Origin of the sequence: Nostoc sp. 2RC (assembly GCF_014222165.1) — a bacterium.
Taxonomy (GTDB): domain Bacteria; phylum Cyanobacteriota; class Cyanobacteriia; order Cyanobacteriales; family Nostocaceae; genus Nostoc; species Nostoc linckia.
Genome location: NZ_JACKZU010000011.1, coordinates 29,015 through 52,316, shown reverse-complemented (window position 1 = coordinate 52,316; position 23,302 = coordinate 29,015). Strand labels below are relative to the sequence as shown.

16 protein-coding genes are annotated in these 23,302 nt (G+C 40.6%); 13 read left to right on the top strand and 3 right to left on the bottom strand.

Annotated features, from left to right (window positions below):
- Window positions 1–586, top strand: a 586-nt coding sequence (mscL, locus tag GNE10_RS02990) for a large conductance mechanosensitive channel protein MscL (RefSeq protein WP_260446745.1), incomplete at its 5' end; no start/stop codon positions are given.
- Between the two features lie 122 nt (window positions 587–708).
- On the opposite strand, the gene GNE10_RS02985 is transcribed toward mscL, so the two are convergent.
- The gene (locus GNE10_RS02985; RefSeq protein ID WP_185563583.1) at window positions 709–2,379 is read right to left on the bottom strand and encodes a DUF3352 domain-containing protein; all 1,671 of its coding nucleotides are present in this window, start codon (window positions 2,377–2,379) and stop codon (window positions 709–711) included.
- A gap of 120 nt (window positions 2,380–2,499) precedes the next feature.
- On the opposite strand from GNE10_RS02985, the gene GNE10_RS35725 reads away from it, so the two are divergent.
- From GNE10_RS35725 to GNE10_RS02975, 3 genes are all read left to right on the top strand, one after another.
- On the top strand, window positions 2,500–2,625 hold the full coding sequence (locus GNE10_RS35725) for a hypothetical protein (protein ID WP_260446743.1): 126 nt from the start codon (window positions 2,500–2,502) through the stop codon (window positions 2,623–2,625).
- Between the two features lie 672 nt (window positions 2,626–3,297).
- A complete protein-coding gene (locus tag GNE10_RS02980) occupies window positions 3,298–4,134 on the top strand; it encodes a hypothetical protein (RefSeq protein ID WP_185563582.1) in 837 nt (278 codons plus the stop codon).
- Window positions 4,135–4,607: 473 nt separating this feature from the next.
- Window positions 4,608–5,930, top strand: coding sequence for a cytochrome P450 (locus tag GNE10_RS02975; protein ID WP_185563581.1), 1,323 nt, complete (start codon window positions 4,608–4,610; stop codon window positions 5,928–5,930).
- Window positions 5,931–6,022: 92 nt separating this feature from the next.
- On the opposite strand, the gene GNE10_RS02970 is transcribed toward GNE10_RS02975, so the two are convergent.
- Entirely contained in the window at window positions 6,023–6,676 is a 654-nt protein-coding gene (locus GNE10_RS02970; protein WP_185563580.1) for a TIGR02466 family protein, read from the bottom strand.
- A 63-nt stretch (window positions 6,677–6,739) separates the two neighbouring features.
- Here GNE10_RS02970 and GNE10_RS02965 point away from each other — a divergent pair, with 63 nt between their 5' ends.
- Both GNE10_RS02965 and GNE10_RS02960 read left to right on the top strand, forming a co-directional pair.
- A complete protein-coding gene (locus GNE10_RS02965) occupies window positions 6,740–8,140 on the top strand; it encodes an MATE family efflux transporter (RefSeq protein ID WP_185563579.1) in 1,401 nt (466 codons plus the stop codon).
- A gap of 103 nt (window positions 8,141–8,243) precedes the next feature.
- A complete protein-coding gene (locus GNE10_RS02960) occupies window positions 8,244–9,281 on the top strand; it encodes a methyltransferase (RefSeq protein ID WP_185563578.1) in 1,038 nt (345 codons plus the stop codon).
- A 137-nt stretch (window positions 9,282–9,418) separates the two neighbouring features.
- Here the strand turns inward: GNE10_RS02960 and GNE10_RS35720 are convergent, their stop codons facing one another.
- Window positions 9,419–9,550 (bottom strand): hypothetical protein, encoded by a 132-nt coding sequence (locus GNE10_RS35720; protein WP_260446740.1) that lies wholly within the window; start codon window positions 9,548–9,550, stop codon window positions 9,419–9,421.
- Window positions 9,551–10,036: 486 nt separating this feature from the next.
- Between GNE10_RS35720 and GNE10_RS02955 the strand changes: the two genes are divergently transcribed.
- The 7 genes from GNE10_RS02955 (at window position 10,037) to GNE10_RS02925 (ending at window position 22,959) form a co-directional block, all read left to right on the top strand.
- Window positions 10,037–12,679, top strand: coding sequence for a M1 family metallopeptidase (locus GNE10_RS02955; RefSeq protein ID WP_185563577.1), 2,643 nt, complete (start codon window positions 10,037–10,039; stop codon window positions 12,677–12,679).
- Between the two features lie 772 nt (window positions 12,680–13,451).
- Entirely contained in the window at window positions 13,452–14,663 is a 1,212-nt protein-coding gene (locus GNE10_RS02950; protein ID WP_185563576.1) for a glycosyltransferase, read from the top strand.
- A gap of 139 nt (window positions 14,664–14,802) precedes the next feature.
- Complete coding sequence (locus GNE10_RS02945; RefSeq protein ID WP_099071732.1) at window positions 14,803–15,963, top strand: glycosyltransferase family 4 protein; 1,161 nt, start codon at window positions 14,803–14,805, stop codon at window positions 15,961–15,963.
- A gap of 360 nt (window positions 15,964–16,323) precedes the next feature.
- On the top strand, window positions 16,324–18,477 hold the full coding sequence (locus tag GNE10_RS02940; RefSeq protein ID WP_185563587.1) for a GumC family protein: 2,154 nt from the start codon (window positions 16,324–16,326) through the stop codon (window positions 18,475–18,477).
- A gap of 181 nt (window positions 18,478–18,658) precedes the next feature.
- Window positions 18,659–20,065: an O-antigen ligase gene (locus GNE10_RS02935; protein ID WP_185563575.1), complete on the top strand. Its 1,407-nt coding sequence runs from the start codon at window positions 18,659–18,661 to the stop codon at window positions 20,063–20,065.
- A 29-nt stretch (window positions 20,066–20,094) separates the two neighbouring features.
- Window positions 20,095–21,285: a glycosyltransferase gene (locus GNE10_RS02930; protein ID WP_185563574.1), complete on the top strand. Its 1,191-nt coding sequence runs from the start codon at window positions 20,095–20,097 to the stop codon at window positions 21,283–21,285.
- Window positions 21,286–21,393: 108 nt separating this feature from the next.
- Window positions 21,394–22,959 (top strand): lipopolysaccharide biosynthesis protein, encoded by a 1,566-nt coding sequence (locus GNE10_RS02925; protein WP_185563573.1) that lies wholly within the window; start codon window positions 21,394–21,396, stop codon window positions 22,957–22,959.
- Window positions 22,960–23,302 lie beyond the last annotated feature (343 nt).

Below are 23,302 nucleotides of genomic sequence, written 5' to 3'. Positions count from 1 at the left end.
CCACACTCCCCCATCTTCCCATCTCCCCACCTCCCCATTCCCAACACCCTACCCAGAGGCATGGCAAATAATAAAATCTATCTCCACAGAGAGGGCAAAAGCTTCAGGGGCATATAAAAAAAGACTACGAATAACTTATCGAGTCTCAAGTATGGCAAGAGCAAGAAGAAGAGCAAGTGGCTTTTTCAGAGATTTTCAAGAATTTGCCCTCAAAGGTAGTGTAGTTGACTTGGCGATCGCCGTAATCATTGGCACTGCCTTTACTAAGGTAATTACCTCCTTGGTGGAGAATGTGATTATGCCATTGATTAATCCCCTAATTAGTGTCACCGGTAAAGATTGGAGAACCATCACCATAAGTCCAGGAATTGCCATTGGTCAGTTTCTTGGTGCAATTCTGGACTTTTTAATTATTGCTTTCATCTTATTTATAGGAATTCGCGCCTTACAAAAATTGAAGAGACAGGAGGATGCTGTTATTGAATCTCCACTCTCAGATCCTAAGCTTGCAGCTCAGGAAAGACTGACTGGTGCATTGGATAGGCTCAATCAGACATTGGAAGCCCGGAATAATCAAGTTTTGTAAATCGGAGTGTGAAAAGAGGACACGGGGACGCGGGGACAGGGAGACACGGAGAGTTCTTTTTGTGTGTCTTCTTGTTCTCCGTGTCCCCGCGTCACCCCCTCCCCGCGTCCTCTTCCAATGCTCTATTTTGCAGGCTTGAGAGCTAACAGCATCTCTAATTCGCTGGTGGATTTGTCGGGGCTGGTGGCGGTGATACCAAAGCCACGAATGGAACCGAGGATGGTATTGGCTTCGGAAGAGATGAGACTATTGATTACGGGCAAAGTTTTAGTTTTGTCCATGTCTAGGTAGAAATAGCCGCTGTTGGGTTTTTGCAAAGAACTTGTAACGGCTTTGAAAGCTTCGCTTTTGTCGAGTGATTCACTTTTGCGATCGGCGATGGCGTCAGCAACAGGGCCACCAACGGCAACAAAAACTGTGTCTTGATCTAACCAACCATGTGCTAATAAAGCTCCTTGTTGGGGGATTTGCCATTCTGTTACGTCTTTACCACCGATATTTCGGTTGGCGATGTTGATTTTTTGGGTTTTGGCTAAGGTATCTAATTTTGTTAATGTGGCTTCGGCTGTTTTGCGATCGCTAGTGTCAAATAATAAAGCACCTCCAAAACCAACACTCGCCAATACTCCTTGATTTGAAGGAATGGCAGCTAAGGCAAATTCACCGTTCATCCAGCCAAAAATATCTTTATCTAGGTCAATATTGACAAATTTCAATTGTCCGCGTACTTGTTCTAGGGCTTGCTTCAATTCTGGAGAATCTTTAGACTGTTCTACCACTGTTTCCCAGCCACGACTGATGCCATTTCCACTCACTAAAGCGAAGGTATCAGCAGGAATTTGCTCGACTATGTTTCCAGGAGTTGATTGATACTGATATTTAATTAGTTGCGGATCTAAGTTGGCGATCGCTTTAACTCGCACTCCTGCATCATCAACACCAACACCCGCCACCACAGATTTCACCTGCTTTAGTTGTGCCAAGGTTTGTGGAGGTAACTGGGTTGCCTGGGGATTTGCGGCTGCTAATTGTTGTACCATACCTGCATAGTCTGGTACATAAATTTGAGCAAGGCTGTTTTTGACATCCACTCCTTTAAAAACACTGCTTGCACCTTCTTTACTAGCAAAGGAAGATTGCCCTTTAAATGTGTCAATTGCTTTTTCTACAGCTTGCTTTTCAGGAGCTAATACTAAGTGATTATTATCTAAAACAACGCTATAAGTAGCTTTGCCATTTTCTGTAGTTTCAATAATTTTTTGACCTTGGTAGTCAGATTCTTTAAATTTAACGCCTTTTTCGGATTTCAATTTATTAGCAAAATTCAAGGCACTGATTTTGTCCTTGATTCCCACTACTACCAAGATATTTGGCTCTGGCTGTACATTTGGTGGTGGGGTAGGTGCGCCAGGAGGCAAATTTAGCTGTACTGGTTTGGTAGGATTTGGTGGTAAAAGAGCAATCATCACGCCGCCAGCCCAAGGCTTGATGTCTTTTTCGTAAGAAATGTTACTGTCACTGAACATTTCCTTATTCAAATCTTCCAGACTTTTAGCTACTAACTTTTGTGCTTCTGGAGTGCCAAACTGCTGTAACTTTTCCCAGGCTTTAGGGTCAGTAGTAATATAAGTAGCCATCATCGCTGTTGAAGGTACTACTTTTGCACTGCCCAGAGCATCTGAGCTACTTCCTGATGGCCCGCCTTTTAAAAATGTATAAGCCGCTATACTTCCTACTATCACTACAGCAGCACCAACAGCAGGAATGAGAAATTTTGATTTACTTTCAGGCATTATTGTTATCTATCCTATTTTACTGAGATTGTTACCGAGATTTATACAAGTGTCATTGTAGAGTTTTCGGATTTATTGATAATTTCACTCATCCATTGCTACTGGAGTTTAGACTAACGCATGACAAAAGGATTCAGCAGCACCTTCGTTGATAAGCTGCATGGGGTGAAAATCTCAAAACTAAAAGCTGAAGTTGAGTTTGCTCGTTGGGCTGTACAAGTCAGGACTTATATCATGTCCGGTTAAAGACTTATCATTAGGACTGACGCTCTTAGGTAGGGATGCTCTTACGCGGAGAATTTTTTTGATAAGTGATTAGGGCGACATGATATTGTCCTAACCACCTTGGCTGTTGCTTTAACAGCAGATGTTCAAATATTTGATTTTTTTTACAAATATTTGTGTAAATTTATTGTTAGTTACAGAATTACCAAGCTAATAAAATTTTATCAATCAATGTCATATTATTAATAGAAATTATGAATGTCTTCCAGAGATAGACAATTTAAATTTACAACATAAAGATTTCTCTAATTCTTCAACTATCTTGCTAGACAAGAGTTGGTTAAAATATCAGGGACTAACCAAACTGCCAAGTCATTAATGGTGATGAAGTAGGTCATAGTGAATATTTATCGTCAGGATAAGGTAGTACTCTTTCAGAGAAGCAAGCTACGTGTAAACGTTGCCCCAGGGTAGGTAGACGGAAATAGGATTTTAGCTCAATTAACGTTTTTTTTTATATAGTTTGTTTTTTTCACACCGACTAGGCTTAGTGAGTACATTATCTGATTCTCAATCAATAAAAAATACCTACAAATTTTTATTAAAAATTACTTAACTGTCTTAACTGTCCTTGCGTTTTTATTAAACTTCTGAAAACATATAGAGGACAATTTCAGTTAAAAGAAGACTATTATGATTTTTCGAGACTTGGAAGGAAATTTTTACAGTATTTCAGAAGAAGTTCTGAGCAAACACATAATCCACGAAGAACTTCCAGAGAATGTAGAATTGGCAGGTAGCCAATCTCATTGGACAAGTTCTGCAAAAACAGCAGCATCCTACAACTACACTGCACCAGAATCCGCAGCATCTTATAACTACACTGCGCCAGAATCCGCAGCGTCCTATAACTACACTGCGCCAGAATCCGCAGCGTCCTACAACTACACTGCGCCAGAATCCGCAGCCTCCTATAACTACAGTGGGGCAGAATCGGCACCTGCTTATCGGTACACTGCACCAGAATCCGCAGCATCTTATAACTACACTGCGCCAGAATCCGCAGCGTCCTACAACTACAGTGGGGCAGAATCCGCAGCCTCCTATAACTACAGTGGGGCAGAATCGGCACCTGCTTATCGGTACACTGCACCAGAATCCGCAGCATCTTATAACTACACTGCGCCAGAATCCGCAGCGTCCTACAACTACAGTGGGGCAGAATCCGCAGCCTCCTATAACTACAGTGGGGCAGAATCGGCACCTGCTTATCGGTACACTGCACCAGAATCCGCAGCATCTTATAACTACACTGCGCCAGAATCCGCAGCGTCCTACAACTACAGTGGGGCAGAATCCGCAGCCTCCTATAACTACAGTGGGGCAGAATCGGCACCTGCTTATCGGTACACTGCACCAGAATCCGCAGCATCTTATAACTACACTGCGCCAGAAGCAGCGTCCTACAACTACACTGCGCCAGAAGCCGCAGCATCTTATAACTACACTGCGCCAGCAATGGTAAGTTAAACCTGCACCATTATGGAATCTTAAGTCAGAATAGTCTGCTATTGGAAAGTTGTGACCCACAACTAACTAATTTGGTTGACTTATTTTATGTACAAAGGCAGAAGACAAAAGAGATTTTTCCTTATTTTATTGTCTGAAGCATTTATTGGACTAAAGGCTTAAAATATCCACCAAATTTTCAAATTATTGGTTCTCCTTGAGGTGAGGTTTAAATCCCCATATCAATGAGAACCTGATAATTTTGGCTAATCTCATAACTATTTTTTTAATAACGCGATCGCCTAAGTTGAAACCATTGTGTTACGGTGTTTTTACTTTTTTAACTTCATCGATGAACTGTAACATAGAAAAAGTATTTGCCAAAAAGCCAGGGTTTTTACCGGATAACAAAACCAAGTTTTTAATTTTGGATAAAGTCGAGCTAAGCGCATATTTATAGAGAATTTATATAACTACTAACTGAAGTTAAATTTATGTGTTTAGATAACAGACAAAGCGTTTTAGAGGAGGCAGACAATCTAGAAAAAAAGATTACTGCTATGAACAGGGGATTTGAGTTAATTCCGCCAGGAACGATAAAAGATAAAAAGGACTATGCAACGTTTTACTTAAATTTGAGTCGGACTAATGAAGAAATAGTGCCTTACTTGGTAGATGGGAAAACAGCTTTTCTGATAAATCGACCAGAACACGCTGAATATGTACTGGCCAAAAATCAAAATAACTACAAAAATCCATATCATCAATACGCGGAGTTGGTGGGACAATATAGACCAACAGGTGCGTTTTTGCTGAATTTAAATAGAACCTCTGGAAATCAAGCGGAAATATTTGAAGGCATAGTCAGCGAACTAGCAAAAGCGGGGACAGTAACTATTTTGCAATGGCAAGAATCCTCGAAACTAGCACCTGTTCAAATTGATATCGAAACGAAAAAAATGATGTTTGCTGTCTATGTCAAAATTCTTTTTAACATAGACGCTGAAGATTGGAGCGAAGCATTTGTAAGTGCAACGAATTTTATAGAAGAGTACTGCGCTAATCAATCACACTTGGCGCAAAATCTTTCTGTCACGGAACTACTACCAATAAAACAAAGCTATCAAGAAGCTATTGAAGTGCAAAATGCAATAGCGGCAAGAATTGGGCAGTGTGCTAGGTTAGTAGCGCCTGATACCCAGGTATCAAAGCAACTAAAAACAACTATCGTCCGAACATTGTTGAATAGCTACAATGGCATGGCAACAGCACTGTGTTGGATAATTTATCAATTAGTGCAATACCAAGAAGTACTAGAGCAAGTATATAGTGAAGTCGATCGCGTTATTGGCGATCGCCAACCCACAGTTAAAGATATTCCCAAATTATCTTATATGCGATTGGTGGTCATGGAAGTGTTGCGTTTATACCCACCGGCATGGATGTTGGGTAGACAAGCAATTAATTCAGACCGAATAGGAGAAACACCAATTCCGCCCGGAGCAATTATTTCCATATCACCCTACACAATGCATCGAAAGATCCAACTATGGGAACGACCAAAAGAGTTTATTCCAGAACGCTTTGCATTAGAAAACTCACAAGCACGGCAAGCGTTCGCTTACTTTCCGTTTGGAGGGGGAACACGTAAATGCCCAGCAGGGCAATTAGTCTTTAGCCAGCTACAAATTATTTTAGCGGCGATGCTGCGCTTGTGTAGTTTTGAATCAACCTCAAACGAGATTTTAAAACCACGCGGTCTGGTATCACTGCGTCCTCATCCAGGAGTATCGATGAGGATAACTATTAGGAAATAGGGAGTGCTGACGAGTGTTTGCCGACAACTGACGCTGGTGAATTTTTGCTTTCTTGGTAGAGTATTCTGAATTTTGAATTCTGAATTCTTGATTTAAATTTTGTCAGAATTTCCAGAAGAATAGGGGCGCAAGGTAACGTCTAGGTTGATTGATATACGTTCGCCCGCAGTTTCTACTTGATTAACTCTATGGGGTAAGAAACTTGGAAATAAAAGAAACTTACCGGGTTTTGGGGAAATAGAATAGTGGGCAGTTTCCCAATTAGAGCGAGAAGTAACTCGTCCACTACGGGGATCCACAAGAGTTAAGTTACCAGATGTTTTGGTAGAGGGGGCTGTGGGAACTTCCACATAGTAAATACCAACAAGGTCAGTTTTAGTATGAATATGTTCGTGTTGAAAACCACCTTGTCTCAAAATCACTGCCCAACTTATATAGTTGTATTGAAAAGCTGAAGGAGTAGAAGAACTAAAACTGACTTTTCCCCACTCTTTCAAAAAAATTTCGATTTGATCGTTAATAAAATGTTTAAGGCTTTTAATAGCAGTAAATTCAGAATTTAAGAAATTTAAGCTGGATTGCCAGCCATTATTAACTGAAGTCAATTGTGAGTAATTCCGCCCGTTTTGCTCTTGATTGCGAACATAAGCTGCTAAATCACGATTGAGGGCTTCACAGTCAGGGAACTCTGCTTCTCCTACTAAGGTAGGAAACAAAACATTTATTTTTAATCCTTGATATTTCATGATTTAAATCTTAGTGTTTGCTGAGATATAATATCAGAAAAATGTTAATTTTATACCAATTTAATGAAGCAAATAAGCTTAACAGAATTTAAGTCAGAGCTTTTATCAGAAGCGAAAGTTAGCCTGGGATTGGCAATTCCTTTAGCAATTGCTCAACTAGCTGAAGCTGGTATCCCTGTTGTAAATTCGGTGATGATGGGTTTACTTGGCACTCAAAATTTAGCTGCGGGTGCTTTGGGCACAATCACTTTTGTGACATTATTAGTTGTTTGTGTTGGGACTCTCACCGCCGGAGGAGCGCTGGCTGCGGAGGCTTTTGGAGCTAAAGATATAGATCGTGTCAGCCGGATTAATGCTGGAGGGCTGTGGTTGGCGATCGCCATTTCTTTACCTGCAATACTCATCATATGGAACTGTGGCTCTATCTTGCCATTATTAGGTCAACAAGAAAGTACTGTAGCATTGACAAAAAGCTATTTACACGCTCTTGTTTGGGGATTACCTGCTGCCCTCTGCTTTTTACATTTAAAACGCATGGCTGCTGCGATTAATTTTCCCCAGTTTGGCATCGTAATTATAGTTACTTCTTTACTCTTGAATGTGCCTGCCAATTATGTGCTGATGTTTGGCTACCTGGGTTTTCCTGCCCTTGGTTTAGCTGGTATCGGTTGGGGAAGTACACTGATTTATTGGGTTAGTTTTTTAGCATCAGCTATGGTGTTTTATTTCCATCCCAAAAGCAGAGATTACAAACTTTTTCGCCATCTAAATAAGTTTGAATTAAAGCTATCGATCAAAATTTTCCACACTGGATGGCCGATGGGAATCCAATTAGGAATGCAACTTGGTTTGTTCATGGTTACAGCTTGGTTGATGGGAAGCTTGGGAACGGAAACTTTAGCAGGTCATGAAATTGCTATTCAGACATCAGACCTTTTTTTAACAATTCCAGTGGGAGTTTCTTCTGCGGCGACAACGAGGGTAGGGCAGATGATGGGAGAGAAAAATCCTTTGGGATCGACTAGAGCGGTATTTGTCAATATCGCATTCTACGTAATGTTTGCCAGCGTTGTGGCCTTGGGTTTTGAGTTATTTTCCCAGCGAATTGCCGGCATTTATTTGGACATTAATAATCCCGATAATGCCGTGGCCATTAGTCAAGCAATTTCTTTTCTCAAATTAGCCGGAATTTATCAACTTTCTTGTGGTATTCAAATAATCGGAGTCGGCGCTTTACTCGGATTACAGGATACTCGCGTACCTATGTTAATTAACATATTGATATTTTGGGGTATTGGGTTAGGTGGAGGATATTTAATGACAATGATTTTGGGTTGGGGAGGCATTGGTTATTGGTATGGTTTAATTCTGGCTACGGCAATTTCGGGGACTATTTTAATAGTGCGGTTCTATCTGGTGAATTTTAACAAAATTAGTAACAGTGAAGTTTCATCTTATATGTAGCGGTTATTTAATATAAAGTTAACTTTTTAGCTGCTGAAAATTGTTGCTTTTCACATATATGATTTCATAGGATATAAACTGTCAAAATTTTTAGCTAAATGTAATGTCTCAACCAATAAACGCTCAAATTGCAAGTGATTTTTCCCCAGAAATAGTTTTACTACAAATGAAATATGGCAGTTGGATCTTCCAGTCAATCTATGCAGCCGCCAAGCTAGGGATAGCCGATTTGTTAAAGGATGGTTCTAGGAGTTGTGAGGATTTGGCAAGTGTAACTTCAACTCACGAAGGTTCCCTCTATCGCCTTTTACGGGGACTTGCGAGTATGGGAGTTTTTGCGGAAACAGAACCCAGTTTTTTTACGCTCACACCACTGGGAAATTATTTACGGAGTGATGTCCCTGGCTCCCTAAAGGCGAAAGTAATTATGAATGGTGAGGAACAGTATCGAGCTTGGGGTGAAATAATTTACAGCATACAGACTGGGAAGAGTGCTTTTGAGCGTTTGTATGGGATGAATCTTTTGGATTACTATGCTCAAAATCCAGAAGCCGGAAAAAACTTTAACCAGGCTATGACTAGTAGTTCAACCCTTCAAAACCCAGGAATAGTTTTAGATTATGACTTTTCTGATGTCCAAACTTTGGTAGATGTTGGTGGCGGACATGGGAAGTTATTAACCGACATCCTCAAAGCCTATCCCAAAATGAAGGGAATTTTATTCGACCAACCGGAGGCAATTAAAGGAGCAAAATCACTCATTGAACAAGCCGGAATTTTAGACCGCTGTCAACTAATAGCAGGTAACTTTTTTGAATCTGTGCCAGTAGGAGGAGATGCTTACATACTTAAGTATATTATTCATGATTGGGATGATGAAAGAGCGATCGCTATTCTCAAGAGTTGTTACGAGGCAATGCCAGAGCATGGGAAACTCTTACTTGTAGAGCAAGTCATTCCATCCGGAAATCAAGCCTCTTTTAGCAAGATCCTCGATCTACAGATGTTAGTGCTTTGTCCGGGTGGGCGCGAACGCACAGAAGCAGAGTATCGCATCCTGATGGAGAAATCAAAATTCCAGCTGATTAAGATTGTTCCTACCCAGTCCCCTCTAAGCGTGATAGAGGGAGTAAAGGTTTAATTTAACTTAGAAGATGTCTGAATCTTTAAAACTGAATATGAAGCTATGCATTAGCGACATCTTGCTTAATCAAAGAGCGGCAGGCTGTGAAGTAGACATAGCAAACTTTTGAGTAATCCAAAGTGACAGTGCAAGAATTAGCGATCGCTCCAGTTATATGAGCCAGTTATATGAGATTTTACTGACAAAAGCTTTATTGTCAGCAATTTTGCAATTAAGCCTGTGATATTTTTTGAGCCGCAATTATCAATTGCTTTATATTCAGCCATTTTGTATTTAATCTTAACTCAGGTCGGTATTTACTGATAAAATTAGTAATCCTTCAAATTAGCGGTCTCAAATCAGTCTCAAAAAGACTCCAACCAGATTATGAGCGAATCCGCAAATGATATCTTGTTCATCTCAAACAAAATAGCCCAATTAACACTGACAAGCTATCCTAAGTTATAAGAATAATTAGGAGTATTTGTACTTAATGAAAATCTACCAAGGTGCAAGAGACTCTTGACTTGATGGCAAAAAAGTGCAAAACATCAAGAAAAGTGAATGCGGAGCGATATGGACAAAAGTCCAAGGATCGGTAGGCTACATTGGAAAATTCGGGTGAGATTAATTTCAATCCCGCAATTCCCAAAGGAAGCCGTCACTCCGATATTGCCCTATTTATTTGGGAAAAACATTTACTACACCGCTATTTTGCTTAACAACATCCAGCCAAGCCAGACTTTTCAGGATTACAAGGTCAGTAAGCATCAATGTCGCAGTCTTATTTTGATACAGATAATAATGGACACAAACCTTTTGAGTTACCAGGAGCAAAACCCCACTACAGCCCCGACCGTCCTGGGCAAGTAGAGCATATTTTTCTCGATCTGAGCTTAGATATTCCTGGGCAAAGCTGTCAGGGCAGTTGTAGCATTCGTCTATTGCCAATTCGCAATGGCATTGACCGTTTGACTTTGGATGCTGTCAATCTAAATATCGAGTCTGTGCAGGTAGACGAGGAGCCACAAAATTTTGACTACGATGGCGAACAGCTTTCGATTCAACTTTCTCAAGGCACTCGCATTAGTAAACCCTTGCTGATTGCCATCACCTACTCGGTGACTAAACCACAACGCGGTATTTACTTTATTCAACCAGACAAACATCACCCAAACAAACCAACCCAAGTCTGGACTCAAGGAGAAGACGAAGACTCTCGTTTTTGGTTCCCCTGCTTTGACTATCCAGGACAACTCTCCACCTCCGAAATTCGCGTTCGTGTCCCCAACCCTCTAGTGGCGATTTCTAATGGCGAACTGATTAACACAACAGTTGATGGTGATTACAAAATCTACCACTGGTCGCAGCAACAAGTTCATCCCAATTATTTGATAACTTTGGCAGTAGGTGATTTTGCGGAAATCCGCGATGAGTGGAATGGAAAACCAGTTACTTACTACGTAGAAAAGGGACGGGAGGAAGATGCTAAACGCAGTATGGGCAAAACTCCCCGGATGATTGAACTTTTGAGCCAAAAGTATGGTTATCTTTACCCTTATCCAAAATACGCCCAAGTTTGCGTCGATGACTTTATCTTTGGTGGAATGGAAAATACTTCCACAACCCTGCTGACAGATAAATGCTTGCTAGATGAACGGGCGGCCTTAGATAATCGCAATACCGAGGGTTTAGTCGTCCACGAACTCGCGCACCAATGGTTTGGCGATTTAGTGGTGATTAAACATTGGTCTCATGCTTGGATTAAGGAAGGCATGGCTTCCTACTCTGAGGTGATGTGGACAGAACATGAATATAGTCTCCAAGAAGCCGCTTACTATCGTTTATTGGAGGCTCGTCGCTACCTCAGTGAAGACAGCAGCCGCTATCGTCGGCCGATGGTCACAAATGTTTACCGAGAACCAATTGAACTTTTCGATCGCCATATCTATGAAAAAGGATCTTGTGTTTATCACATGATCCGCGCCCAATTGGGAGATGATTTGTTTTGGCAAGCAATTCAAACCTTTGTCCAAGATAATGCCCACAAAACTGTAGAAACAATAGACTTACTCAGAGCAATTGAAAAAGCAACGGGACGCAATCTTTTGTTTCTTTTTGACCAGTACGTTTATCGTGGAGGTCATCCCGAATTTAACATCGCTTACTCTTGGGATGGAGATGCTAATTTAGCAAAAATTACAGTTACTCAAACCCAAGCTGCTGAAGGTAAAAATGGCACTAAAGATTTGTTTGATTTAAAAATTCCTATTGGTTTTGGCTATACCCAACAACAAGGAGTTAAGAGTGAGGAGTTAGGAGTTAAAAATAATGCGAAACTCATAACTCCTCACTCACAACTCAAAACTTTCACGGTGCGGGTAAATGAACGGGAACAAAGTTTCTACTTTCCACTAGAAAATAAACCGCAATATATCAGTTTTGATGTTGGGAATAATTATCTAAAAACAGTGTCTTTGGAGTATCAATTACCAGAATTAAAAGCACAATTAGAATTCGATCCCGACCCAATTTCTCGCATCTATGCAGCGGAAGCTTTAGCCAAAAAAGGCGGTTTAGAAGCAACCAAAGCACTCTCCAAGGCATTAAAAAACGATCCATTCTGGGGTGTGCGGGTGCAAGTGGCGAAACAACTAACGCAAATTAACTTAGACCAAGCATTTGATAGCTTAGTTGTGGGTTTGAAAGATCTAGATGCTTGCGTGCGACGTGCTGTAGTGGAAGCACTGGCTCAAATCAAAACCAACGACAGCTACAAGGCCGTCAAAGATCTACTACACAAAGGCGATCCCAGCTATTATGTCGAAGCCGCAGCTTGTCGGGCCTTAGGGGCGATCGCTTCTGCAAACTTGCAAGAAAAACCCAAAGAAGACAAGGTATTAAAGCTACTGAAATCAGTTTTAGAAGAAAAGGCGGGTTGGAATGAAGTCGTCAGGAGTGGTGCGATTGTTGGTTTGGCTGAATTTAAAACCTCAGAAGCAGCTTTAAATCTGCTAATGGAATACACAAAACTAGGCGTACCACAACCTTTGCGTTTAACTGCAATTCGCGCTTTAGGACAGATTTCTGTTGGTCAAAGTCCAGTTAATTTAGAACGAATTTTAGAAAAATTATCAGAACTAGCCAAAGAAACCTTCTTCTTAACGCAAGTTTCAGTAGCCACAGCATTAGGACAAATGGAAACATCCAAAGCAATTGGAATTTTGCAGCAGCTAGCTGAGCAAACATCTGATGGCCGCGTGCGTCGCTATGCTGAAGAAGAAATTTCCAAAGTGCAAAATAATATTGGTTCTGAAAAAACACTGCGTCAATTGCGTGAAGAATTCGACCAACTCAAACAACAAAATCAAGAATTGAGAAGTCGCCTAGAAAATTTAGAGGCTAAATCTAAGTAACATCTTGCGATAACAAAAAAGGCATAATTCGCAGTAGCTATTTGGTAATTCGTAATTTTTTGATGAAAATTATTAATTACCAAATAGCTAATGTTATTTTAGATTTTGGATTTTAGATTTATTGCATCTATAGCTATTATCTACTTTCTTTTTAAAATCAAAAATAGTATCAAAAATCACATAATTATACTCAGTAAATATTCTTTCCAATTTGCAACCAATGTTTTCTAGCTAGACGTTCACAGGAACTATCGCATAAAAACATTTCAGTCAAGAGTCAACATTTCCATTCACAAGTGATTATCGATACAATTTTATTTTCCAGCTAAAGTATCTATCTTTAGGAATACAACAAATTGAAGAGGTAATAAAGTTCTAATGTAGATAAAACAAAGATTACCTCTTGTCTTTGTTGAATGTGAATTTGACGAATCAAAACTAAAAGGTTTACTTAGAAATAATTCGTAAATTCAAAATGCACATGTAGTGTCAATTAAGATACTCTATTGAGAAAATTCTCGATAAATTAGCTTTTTTGGCTGTGAAAGGTGCAATACCTGACTACAAATTCTTTTCGACAACCCCAATAGTCGATTGGGTTAAGTTAAACCTCTGACAAATCTGATTTTTGGAGAGGTTCAATCATCTGTAGGTATCAGCTGATAAAGGTTATTGTACAAAGATTTGACAGCTATTTTGCTGCTCTAATTCACATGTTTAAAGATGTAAATATATCTGGATGTTTACATGCAAGTTGTGTTGGGTTAACTTCATGCGTAAACCAGTTCTGACAATTTTTTATCAATTTAATCCTTGGAACAGTAGTATTGGAGGAATTCAGACGTTAATCAAAACTTTTCTCAAATACGCACCCACAGAATTTGAGGTACGGCTTGTAGGAACAGGAGACGAAAAATTTCAGCTTCATCCAAAGTGGCAAACAGCAGAAATCGCAGGTCGAGAAATTAGTTTTTTACCTTTATTTTCCTTGAAAAATGATAATGTTAGAAGCCTGATTCCCACCACACTCAAGTATACAGCCGCTCTTTTAGGACGTTGTTTGTCCTCAGATTTTATGCACTTTCATCGTCTAGAACCAAGCTTGGCTGCTTGGAATTGGCAGGGAGAAAAAACTTTGTTCATCCATAATGATATTCATACGCAAATGCAAACTGTGGATGAAAAAAAGGCGATTCTCTGGCGAAGATTTCCCGCAGCATATTTCGCATTAGAAAGTGTGTTAATCCGCAAATTTAGCCAAATTCTTTCATGCAATAGTGATGCAATTGAATTTTATCAACAGCGTTATCCTGACTTGCTAAATCGCGTTGCATACATCAAAAATTCCTTTGATGATGAAATTTTTTATCCTTTAAGTCATTTACAACGACAAGCCGAACGTCGCCAATTAGCTATCAAATTGAATTTACATGAAGAAACACGTTTTATTCTATTTGCAGGTCGTCTGCATCCCCAAAAAGATCCGCTACTATTAGTCCGTGGTTTTGCTGTTTTAAATCAACCGCAGACTCATTTACTAATAGCAGGTGATGGAGAGTTAGCAACAGAAATACGTGGCGAAATTGCTCGATTGGGATTATCTGACCGGGTGACAATGTTGGGGGCAATTGATATGGAAGAACTGGCAAAATTACATCGGATATGCGATGTTTTTGTCCTATGTAGCGCTTATGAAGGTCTACCCTTGGTAGTTTTAGAAGCGCTGGCTAGCGGGACACCAGTAGTTACCACTATATGTGGTGAAACCCCAAAATTATTAGCTGCTGACAATGGTGTTGTTTGTAAACAGCGTACACCAGAGTGTGTGGCGGATGCCTTACGGCAAGTAATACTACATCCTGAGAATTATGCAACTGCATCTTGTGTGGCGACAGCACAACCTTATAGCGCTCGCACTGTTATCGAGGATGTCTACAGCAAAATGCTAAGTCGTTGGAAGTTAGCAGAACATGGAGTTGGCTGATGATGTGATTTTGGATTTTGGATTGAGGATCGCCTTGGTGTATTTGGGTTTTAGCAATCCATATATTGCAACACATTGCAATGATTTTTCAAATTGTTATGGCTTAAACAAACATTTTTCAGAAAATAACTAGCAAGACATGAAAATAGCCGTCATTGGTGTGAAAGGTTTACCTCCCAAACAAGGGGGAATTGAGCATTATTGTGCAGAAGTATATCCTCGCATCATCGAACAAGGACATTGTGTTGATTTATTCGCTCGCTCCTCTAATATCAATTATCCTTGGTTTGATTATTATGATTTTTGGGGTGTTCGAGTCATTTCCTTACCCAGTTGGGGTTTGCGTGGGGTTGATGCTTTTATGACCTCGGCACTAGGAGCGATCGCTGCATCTACTCAGCAATATGATATTGTTCATTTTCAAGCTCTAGGCCCATCTCTATTTAGTTGTTTACCCAGAATAGCTAACTCCACAAAGGTTGTAGTAACCTGTCATGGCTTAGATTGGCAACGCGCCAAGTGGGGTAATTTGTCTAGTAAGCTAATTCTTCTAGGGGAAAAAGCAGCTGTGCGTTTTGCCCAAGGGCTAATTGTGGTGTCAAAAGACCTCAAATCCTACTTTTTGGAAACTTACAACCGAGAGACAGTCTATATCCCCAGCGCTCCCGCCAGCTACGGTACTTCAGACCCCAAATTTCCCTACGCCACCTCTTTGGGTTTGACACCAGGGCGCTACATTCTTTTTTTAGGCAGACTCGTACCAGAAAAGCGTCCTGACTTGCTCATCGACGCTTTTTGTGCATTGAAACCAACTGGATGGAAACTGGTTTTGGCTGGAGGTGTCAGCGATACCAGATCCTTTAGTGCCAAACTTCTCGAAAAAGTTGCCAATCACCCAGATATCGTATTTGCAGGAGAACTCCAAAGAAGTCGCCTTTGGGAAATTGTCCGTGGGGCCGGGTTATTCGTCCTTCCTTCTGATGTAGAGGGACTTCCTTTGGCAATGTTAGAAGCAATGCGAGAAGGCATACCAGTTTTAGCCAGTAACATTCCACCCCACCAGCAATTGATTAATGATAATCGGGGGATACTTTTTAGAGCTGGAAACCTAGAATCTTGTGTAGATTCACTAGACTGGGCGATTAATCATGTGCCAGAAATGGCACTAATGGCTAAAAATGCCCAAAGACACGTCCAGCTGAACTATGGTTGGGATCGCATTACTTCCGAAACCTTAAAACTGTACAAAACAATTTTGAATTTGCCTGAGCCGGTGGGGGTATCGGAGATGGGGAGATGAGGGAGATGGGGAGACTTGTACTGAGCGGAGCCGTTGGCGCAGCCTCTCGCAGAGAAGTATGGGGAGACTTGTACTGAGCGGAGCCGTTGGCGCAGCTTCTCGCAGAGAAGTATGGGGGGATGGGGAGATGGGGAGAATAATAACTCTTCAGTCATCAGTCATCAGTCATCAGTCACCAGTCAACAGTCATCAGTCAACAGTCAACAGTCATCAGTCATCAGTCAACAGTCATCAGTCACCAGTCAACAGTCATCAGTCATCAGTCAACAGTCATCAGTCACCAGTCAACAGTCAACAGTCAACAGTCAACAATCAACAATCAACACTCCTCGTTTGCCCAATTACACAAAGGTATATGTAATGGAGAAAAGTATTTCGTCTTTAGTAATGGTTTTGAAGCGGCGGAGTTGGCCGGCTTTGGCGACGTTTGTTGCTGTGATTGGGGGAGCAGTAGCCTACTTAGTTTTTGCTCCAAGTTTGTATCGAGCATCAGCAAAATTGATATTGGATGATAAACGGGTGAGTGTTTCTGAGTTGGGGCGCGACCTCACACAAGTACCTGCGGGTGTACCTGGTGGGCCTAGTCCGTTGGCGGAACAGGCAGAATTAGTCAAATCAGTACCTATTTTAGAGCGATCGCTGGCTAAGGTTTTTCCTGTTTCTCAAAGCAAAAGCAAGTTGACAACTAAGAAATTCAGTAAAGGTTTGCGAGTCAAAATTGTCCCAGCGACGAATATCTTGGTTATTAGCTATCAAACCCAAAACCCGATTCTGGCTGCTAACCTCGTGAATGCTGTTTCTCAAACAATGGTTGAGGAAAGTGCCGAACAAATTCGCAAAGAAGCTGCAAATGTCAGGAAATTCTTGGAAAAAGAGGTTCCTGTGGCTCGTGGGCGGCTGGAACAAGCGGAGGCTGCGGAAAACAAATATAAACAAGCTACTGGTTTGATTTCTTTTGCTGACCAAAGCAAAAGTTTAGTTGATAGTTTAGCTACTTTAGAAGACCAGGAGAGGACTTTATTTACCCAACTCCAAGAAAGGCGATCGCGTGATGCATCCCTACGAGAAATTACTACTACTCAAAGCCTTGGCAATGCTTATGCATCCATACGCGGTGGTCAAGACGAGCAACTCCAGAAACTACGCACTCAATTAGCAGATTTGCAAACCCAGATAGCTACTGTGCGTCTGCGGTTCACAGATAACCATCCAAGTTTGATATTGCTGCTGCAACAACAACAAGCCCTCAATGCTTTGTACAATCGCCAATTAGCTAGTCTGACCTCTGGAAATCGAGCTATTTCTCAAAATCACGTAGCATCCGATCCTCTAAGTCAGGATCTCACTTCTGATCTAATTAGCAATGAAATTGAAAGTTTGGCATTGGAAAATAAGCTCAAAGTTGTTCAGTCTTTAAAAGCTAATCTCCAAGCTCGTTTAGCACAACTACCAATTCAACAACAACCTCTAACTGTACTGATGCGCCAACGAGAAGAAGCAGCAGCATCTTTAAAGTTGTTGCAAAGCAAACTCGAAGAAGCGCGAATTGCTGAAGCCCAATTAGTTGGCAATATGCGAATTATCGAAGAGGCTAAACCACCAACTTCTCCCAGCTTCCCCAAACCTCCTTTGGTATTGGCCCTGGCTACTGTGGTGGGGGGTGTCTTAGCTGTTGGTGTGGTATTACTTTTAGAAGCCACCGATAACACCATACACGATACTTCCGAAGCCGAGGAAATACTAACAAAAATTCCCATGTTGGGAACATTACCATCTCTACCTCACAAAGCTTTGAATCTCCAAGCAGCAGAAGGATTTTTAGACGATATTGCTTTGGTAGAACCTTATCGGATGTTGCTTAAGACTCTAGAGTTTCGCAGTTCTCAGAAATTGCGGAGCATTGTCATTAGTAGTACTAAATCTGGAGAAGGGAAATCAGTAGTTGTTTCCCACTTAGCAGCTGTTTGTGCAATGTTATCTCGACGAACGTTGATTATAGATGCCGACTTACATCGTCCGATGCAGCACAAGCTGTTTAACTTACCAGCTAAACCCGGACTTAGCGAAGCCATCACCAAAGAGCGATCGCTATTAAATGCCGTGCAACTTGGAGATATTGAAAACCTTTCGGTGCTGACTGCCGGCGAACTACACCCAAGACCCTCCCAGCTACTAGAGTCTGAGGCCATGAAGTCGTTGATAGCAGATGCTACAGAAAATTATGATTTCGTAATTATAGATACTCCACCATTAAGTATCAGTGCTGATGCAGCTACCTTGGGTCGCTATACCAATGGTGTTGTGCTGATTACACGTCCTAGTTTTACTCTCAAAGATTTCCTGAAAAAAGCAGTATCAGAATTTACACAAAATCGAATACCAATTCTCGGAGTAGTAGTTAATGGTATGGCAGTTCAAACTGAAAAGTCTTACCGTTATTTATCCCGTCCTGCGATCCATTCAACTCCCCCAAGGGATACCGTCAATTCTGGAAACGGTTCGAGGTCGAAGTGATGATATGCAATAGGAGTCAGAATTCAGAATTCAGAATTCAGAATTCAGGAGTCAGAATTCAGGAGTCAGAATTCAGAATTCAGAATTCAGGAGTCAGAAGTAAATCGGCTGTAGGGGCGTACAGCTGTATGCCCCTACCTATATCTATATCTGTATCAGGTATTTCGTGAAATTTATGAAGATGTTCGCCAGTGAACGCTCCTGGATACTAAAGATTGGGTTGGCAGGTTTGGTAATTGGGTTACTTACAGCATTTATGCCTGTTTATCTGGCGTTGATAGTGGGAGCGATCGCGGTAGTTTTCTCGTTCTTTGCCAGCTTCGAGCAAACTGTACTCGGATTATTAATCTTGCGTAGTGCCCTCGATCCTTTTTCTGCTCGACAAATTCCCTCTTTATTCGCCATTGGTGTGGATGTCCTGACTTTACTTTATGTGACAGTGACATTACTAACTGGCCGGGTAGTACGTACTGATAAGTTTTGGTGGTTTTTTGCAGGTTGGGTAGTTCTCCAAGGTTTGGGAGTCATACTCATACCTTTAGGAGAACAGGATCTAGATGCTGGTGCTTTCTTAAATAGTATCCGCGAGTGGGTGCGTCTTTTTTCTTCGCTAATGGTCTATTTGCTAGTAATGCAACTGCAAAACCGACTTCATCCACAAAAGATTATTTCTACATTATTTTTCGCTCTCATCTTACCCTTGACAGCAGCAACAATACAGATGCTTGTTCCCGCTTCCATGCTACCAGGGGTACTGCAAGCTACCAAAGATCCAATCACTGGGGAAATTTCCCGAATTAATGGCACACTTGGTCTAGCTAATACCTTTGCAACTTTTTTGTTGCTGTTCATAGGTTTGACTTATTGGAAACTAAATCAGTCCCAGCGTCGTTGGCCTTGGATAATACTGCTTGTTGTACTCGGCTTTTTCTATGTGAGTACTAAAACTTTGTTTAGCTTGATCATGCTGGGTATTCTGATTTTGGTTTTGATTGCACCAAGATTGAATCTGATTAATTTGATTGGTGGAGCATTGTTATTTGCAGTAGTTATAGTTTTATTTGCTAGCACTGAGTTTGGACAACAACGCCTCGCTTCTTTAACTCAAACACCGTTGTTAAATCCAGATTTAGATATATCGCGGGCAATTTTGTTGTCACATGGAGACGGGAATAGTTTTAACTGGCGACTTGCTCAGTGGTCTTTACTCATACAGGCTTGGGAGCAGTCGCCGATTTTGGGTTATGGTCTAGCAACTAGTCACTATTTAACTATTTACAATAACTACGCTCACAATGATTATGTCCGAGCTTTAGTAGAAGGCGGAATTTTTGGGCTTTTAGCTTTCCTACTGTTTCTTGGTATCCAAGCTACATATTTAATTCAGTTACTTCAACGCACTTCTTCTACTAAACCTCAGCGAGATTTGTGTCGGGTATTGTTAGCTATTCTTGCAGCTGTGGCTGTCGGTATGATTACTGAGAATATTTGGAGTCACACCACCTTCTTTTTCTATTGGTGGACTTTGTTTGCAGTTGCTACTTGGAATTGGGATCGGCCAAATCTGAATTTGAGGAGTGGGGAGTAGATATAACTGTGTATCTGAATAAATTTTTTATGATTCAGCCCTCGATTGATACTGATAATCATGCTCAAATGACGGCACGACATCAAAGATCCTATCGAGTGGTTTTAGTGCATCCGAGTGCGGGAGTTAACTGGAGTGGAGGCTCGGAGATTTTTGCTATAGAACTCGCCGATCGCCTGAGTACCTACTTTGATGTGGAATTATTAGCGGGCGATCGCTGTAGTCAGTTTTACTATCCAGCTGGTGGTATTGACCGCACAAAGGCACGTCAGATTGTGAATAATTTAGCGATCGCTTCCCTATTGAAACGTTTTTTTACCCATTCTGATATTGCCATCGAACACTTGACAAGTTTTTTACCTTGTGCATTTCGACTACTCACCCACCCTGCTGACTTAATTTTCCCCTGCAACGATTACGGAGGCTTAGCGGTGGCAGCTTTTGTCCGTAGTCTAATTGGTACGCCGTTTATTTATACCGAACATACTGGATTATTAGCCCAAGGGCGATTGCTTGCACGTAATTTGCGATTTTGTCCCGATCATCTCGTGGTTTTTTCGGAAGCTATGGCTAATTTTGTGCAAAATTTACGACCTTCTCAACCTACTACCGTTATTCCCAACGGTGTAGATACAAACCGATTTACACCACAAGGAGAACATCTAGACTTGGGTTTAAAAAAACCTTTAGTTTTGTGTGTAGCTTCTTTGAATCGTCACAGTCACAAGCGAGTTGAACTAGCAATCAAAGCTGTAGCTTCGTTACCAAAAGTTAGTCTTCTTATTTGTGGAGATGGCATAGATAGAGCATACTTTCAATCCTTAGGCGATCGGTTATTAGGAAGCGATCGCTTTGCCATCAAAATCTTTCCTAGTAATCAAATGCCCAAAGTTTATCGCAGTGTCAATGCCTTCACTTTACCTTCAATTAATGAACCATGCGCCCTTTCTTATTTAGAAGCAATGGCTAGTGGCTTACCAATAGTGACCACAGACGATGAAATGCGTCGCTATATGGTTGGAGATGCCGGAATTTTATGCGACGTTACAGATATAGAAAATTATGCTGCTGCCATTGCCAAAGTCTTGAGTGGAGATTGGCTGCAAAAAGCAGTTAGAAATGCTTCACGTTTTAGCTGGGATACTATTGCATTATCTTACCGCAATATCATTTTGCAAACGATTTTGCAACCAGGAAAAATATACTCTAAAAATATTTAATTAAAAGAGAATTCAGAACTCAGGATTCAGAATTCAGAATTCAGAACTCCTAACTCCTAACTCCCAACTCCCAACTCCCAACTCCCGATTCCCCAATCCCTAATTATTATGTCAATTTCTCGGCGAATTGCTTTTGCAGTTAGTGTTTCTTGGCTAAGTCGGGTGTCGATAATTTGCTCAGGCTTAGTTTTGACTCCGACTCTCTTCCGATTTATGGGAAAAGAGGAATTAGGACTATGGTATTTACTAGGTAATAGCCAATCTTTTTTATGGTTGTTATCTTTAGGAATCACGCCAACTTTGACACGACATATAGCTTTGGCAAAAGGAAAAAGCGGCTTCGATCCAGAAGTAGAATTAACAGATGAAACTCAACAACATATTGGAGATTTAGTAGTTACAGGTCGGTTAATTTTACAATGGTTAGCAGTAGCTGTTTTCTTTGTAGCTTGGGTTATTGGTTATGCTTTAATCAGTAAAATTGAGTTACATGAAGTGTCTCAAGAGCAAGTGCTTTGGTCTTGGACATTGATGTGTGCTGGTTATGCCATCGCAGTTTGGTTATCTTACTTTGATTGCTTACTAGCAGGTATGGGATATGTTGGTTGGGATGGTTTGATTGCGGTCTTAACCTATTTTTTAATTATATTTAGCAACATGGTTGCAGTCATGTTGGGAGGTGGATTATTAGCATTGGCAACAATTTCTGTAGTGGCTGGGTTAATGCAGCGGTTAATATTTATTACAATTATTCGCTGGCGTTTTCCGAATTTATTGCTTTTTCAAGGCAATTGGAATATTCAATATGCTAAAGCACTGTTTAAACCTTCTTTATACTGGTGGTTAACTGATTTAGGAGTATTTTTAATTTTACGTACTGATACTTATTTTATTGCTTTATTTAAGGGTTCTCAATTTATTCCTAGTTATCAAGCTACTTATAATTTGATGTCTAATATTTCTCAAGCTGGTATTGCTTTTGCTGGTTCTTCAGCAGTTTTTATTAGTCAAGCATGGCAAGCCGGAAATTTAGCAGATATTCACCGAATGACTTTACGGAATGCACGCATAGGATTGTCCATTGTAGCTGCGGGAGTTGCTTTTTTGCTGGTGGCGGGTGGAGGTTTTATCAAATTGTGGTTGGGTAAGGGTAACTTTGTTGGTCTAGATGTGTTGGTAATTTTTTGTATTATCGTCTCCTTAGAAACTCAACATGTAATTTTAATCACAAGTTCGCGAGCCACGGAGGATGAAAAGTATGCTCCTTGGTCTTTAACTTCGGGTGTTTTGAACTTAATATTTACATGGATTTTGATTAAACCTTTGGGTTTACTGGGAGTAGCAATGGCGACAATGTTCGCACAGATACTAACAAACAATTGGTATGGAGTCTATAGACCAATGGTGCGTTTGTATCTCAACTTTGGCATTTATTTACGTCAAGTAGTTGGTTTATGGGCTACTGTGCTGGTATGCTGTTTGGGCTTGTCTTGGTTAGCAAAGAAAAGTCTGTTGCTGTTAGGAATAACTTCAGAATGGGCTGTAATTGTAACTACCGCAGTTATTTGTGGCGCTGTGCTATCAACTTCACTGTGGATGAGTGTTTTAGAAAACCATCATCGCCAAAGTATTCAGGGAAAGCTAAAAGCTTGGCTGAAGCTGCCTGAATTTTAAAATGAAAAAAGTTGACACTGTAATAATACTGTGGTCATCTGTAGCTATTAGTAAATGTAGTTACTAAGGTAACTCCAAAAAATCAATTATTCCGGTTAAAGCGTTGACTGTGAACCGTCAACAGTCAACGGGAACAGTTAACAGTTTTCTATGGAATATTTTTTTACCTGGAAGTTACTAAGTGCTGCCATCGCTCTCGAATTTGTATATCTGATTAAAGATTTATATATTTGTGAATAATAATTAAGAAAATATAAAATCATCAGATAGATGCACAAGTAGTTGTAGTTTTATAAAGTATAATTAAGAAAAAGATAAACAAATCTAAGCAGTAATATAGGCG

Bases quoted from the DNA above. Each gene is read 5' to 3' on its own strand.
- GNE10_RS02985 (WP_185563583.1), bottom strand. From the start codon at position 2,379: ATGCCTGAAAGTAAATCAAAATTTCTCATTCCTGCTGTTGGTGCTGCT.
- GNE10_RS35725 (WP_260446743.1), top strand. From the start codon at position 2,500: ATGACAAAAGGATTCAGCAGCACCTTCGTTGATAAGCTGCATGGGGTG.
- GNE10_RS02980 (WP_185563582.1), top strand. From the start codon at position 3,298: ATGATTTTTCGAGACTTGGAAGGAAATTTTTACAGTATTTCAGAAGAA.
- GNE10_RS02975 (WP_185563581.1), top strand. From the start codon at position 4,608: ATGTGTTTAGATAACAGACAAAGCGTTTTAGAGGAGGCAGACAATCTA.
- GNE10_RS02970 (WP_185563580.1), bottom strand. From the start codon at position 6,676: ATGAAATATCAAGGATTAAAAATAAATGTTTTGTTTCCTACCTTAGTA.
- GNE10_RS02965 (WP_185563579.1), top strand. From the start codon at position 6,740: ATGAAGCAAATAAGCTTAACAGAATTTAAGTCAGAGCTTTTATCAGAA.
- GNE10_RS02960 (WP_185563578.1), top strand. From the start codon at position 8,244: ATGTCTCAACCAATAAACGCTCAAATTGCAAGTGATTTTTCCCCAGAA.
- GNE10_RS35720 (WP_260446740.1), bottom strand. From the start codon at position 9,550: ATGGCTGAATATAAAGCAATTGATAATTGCGGCTCAAAAAATATCACA.
- GNE10_RS02955 (WP_185563577.1), top strand. From the start codon at position 10,037: ATGTCGCAGTCTTATTTTGATACAGATAATAATGGACACAAACCTTTT.
- GNE10_RS02950 (WP_185563576.1), top strand. From the start codon at position 13,452: ATGCGTAAACCAGTTCTGACAATTTTTTATCAATTTAATCCTTGGAAC.
- GNE10_RS02945 (WP_099071732.1), top strand. From the start codon at position 14,803: ATGAAAATAGCCGTCATTGGTGTGAAAGGTTTACCTCCCAAACAAGGG.
- GNE10_RS02940 (WP_185563587.1), top strand. From the start codon at position 16,324: ATGGAGAAAAGTATTTCGTCTTTAGTAATGGTTTTGAAGCGGCGGAGT.
- GNE10_RS02935 (WP_185563575.1), top strand. From the start codon at position 18,659: ATGTTCGCCAGTGAACGCTCCTGGATACTAAAGATTGGGTTGGCAGGT.
- GNE10_RS02930 (WP_185563574.1), top strand. From the start codon at position 20,095: ATGATTCAGCCCTCGATTGATACTGATAATCATGCTCAAATGACGGCA.
- GNE10_RS02925 (WP_185563573.1), top strand. From the start codon at position 21,394: ATGTCAATTTCTCGGCGAATTGCTTTTGCAGTTAGTGTTTCTTGGCTA.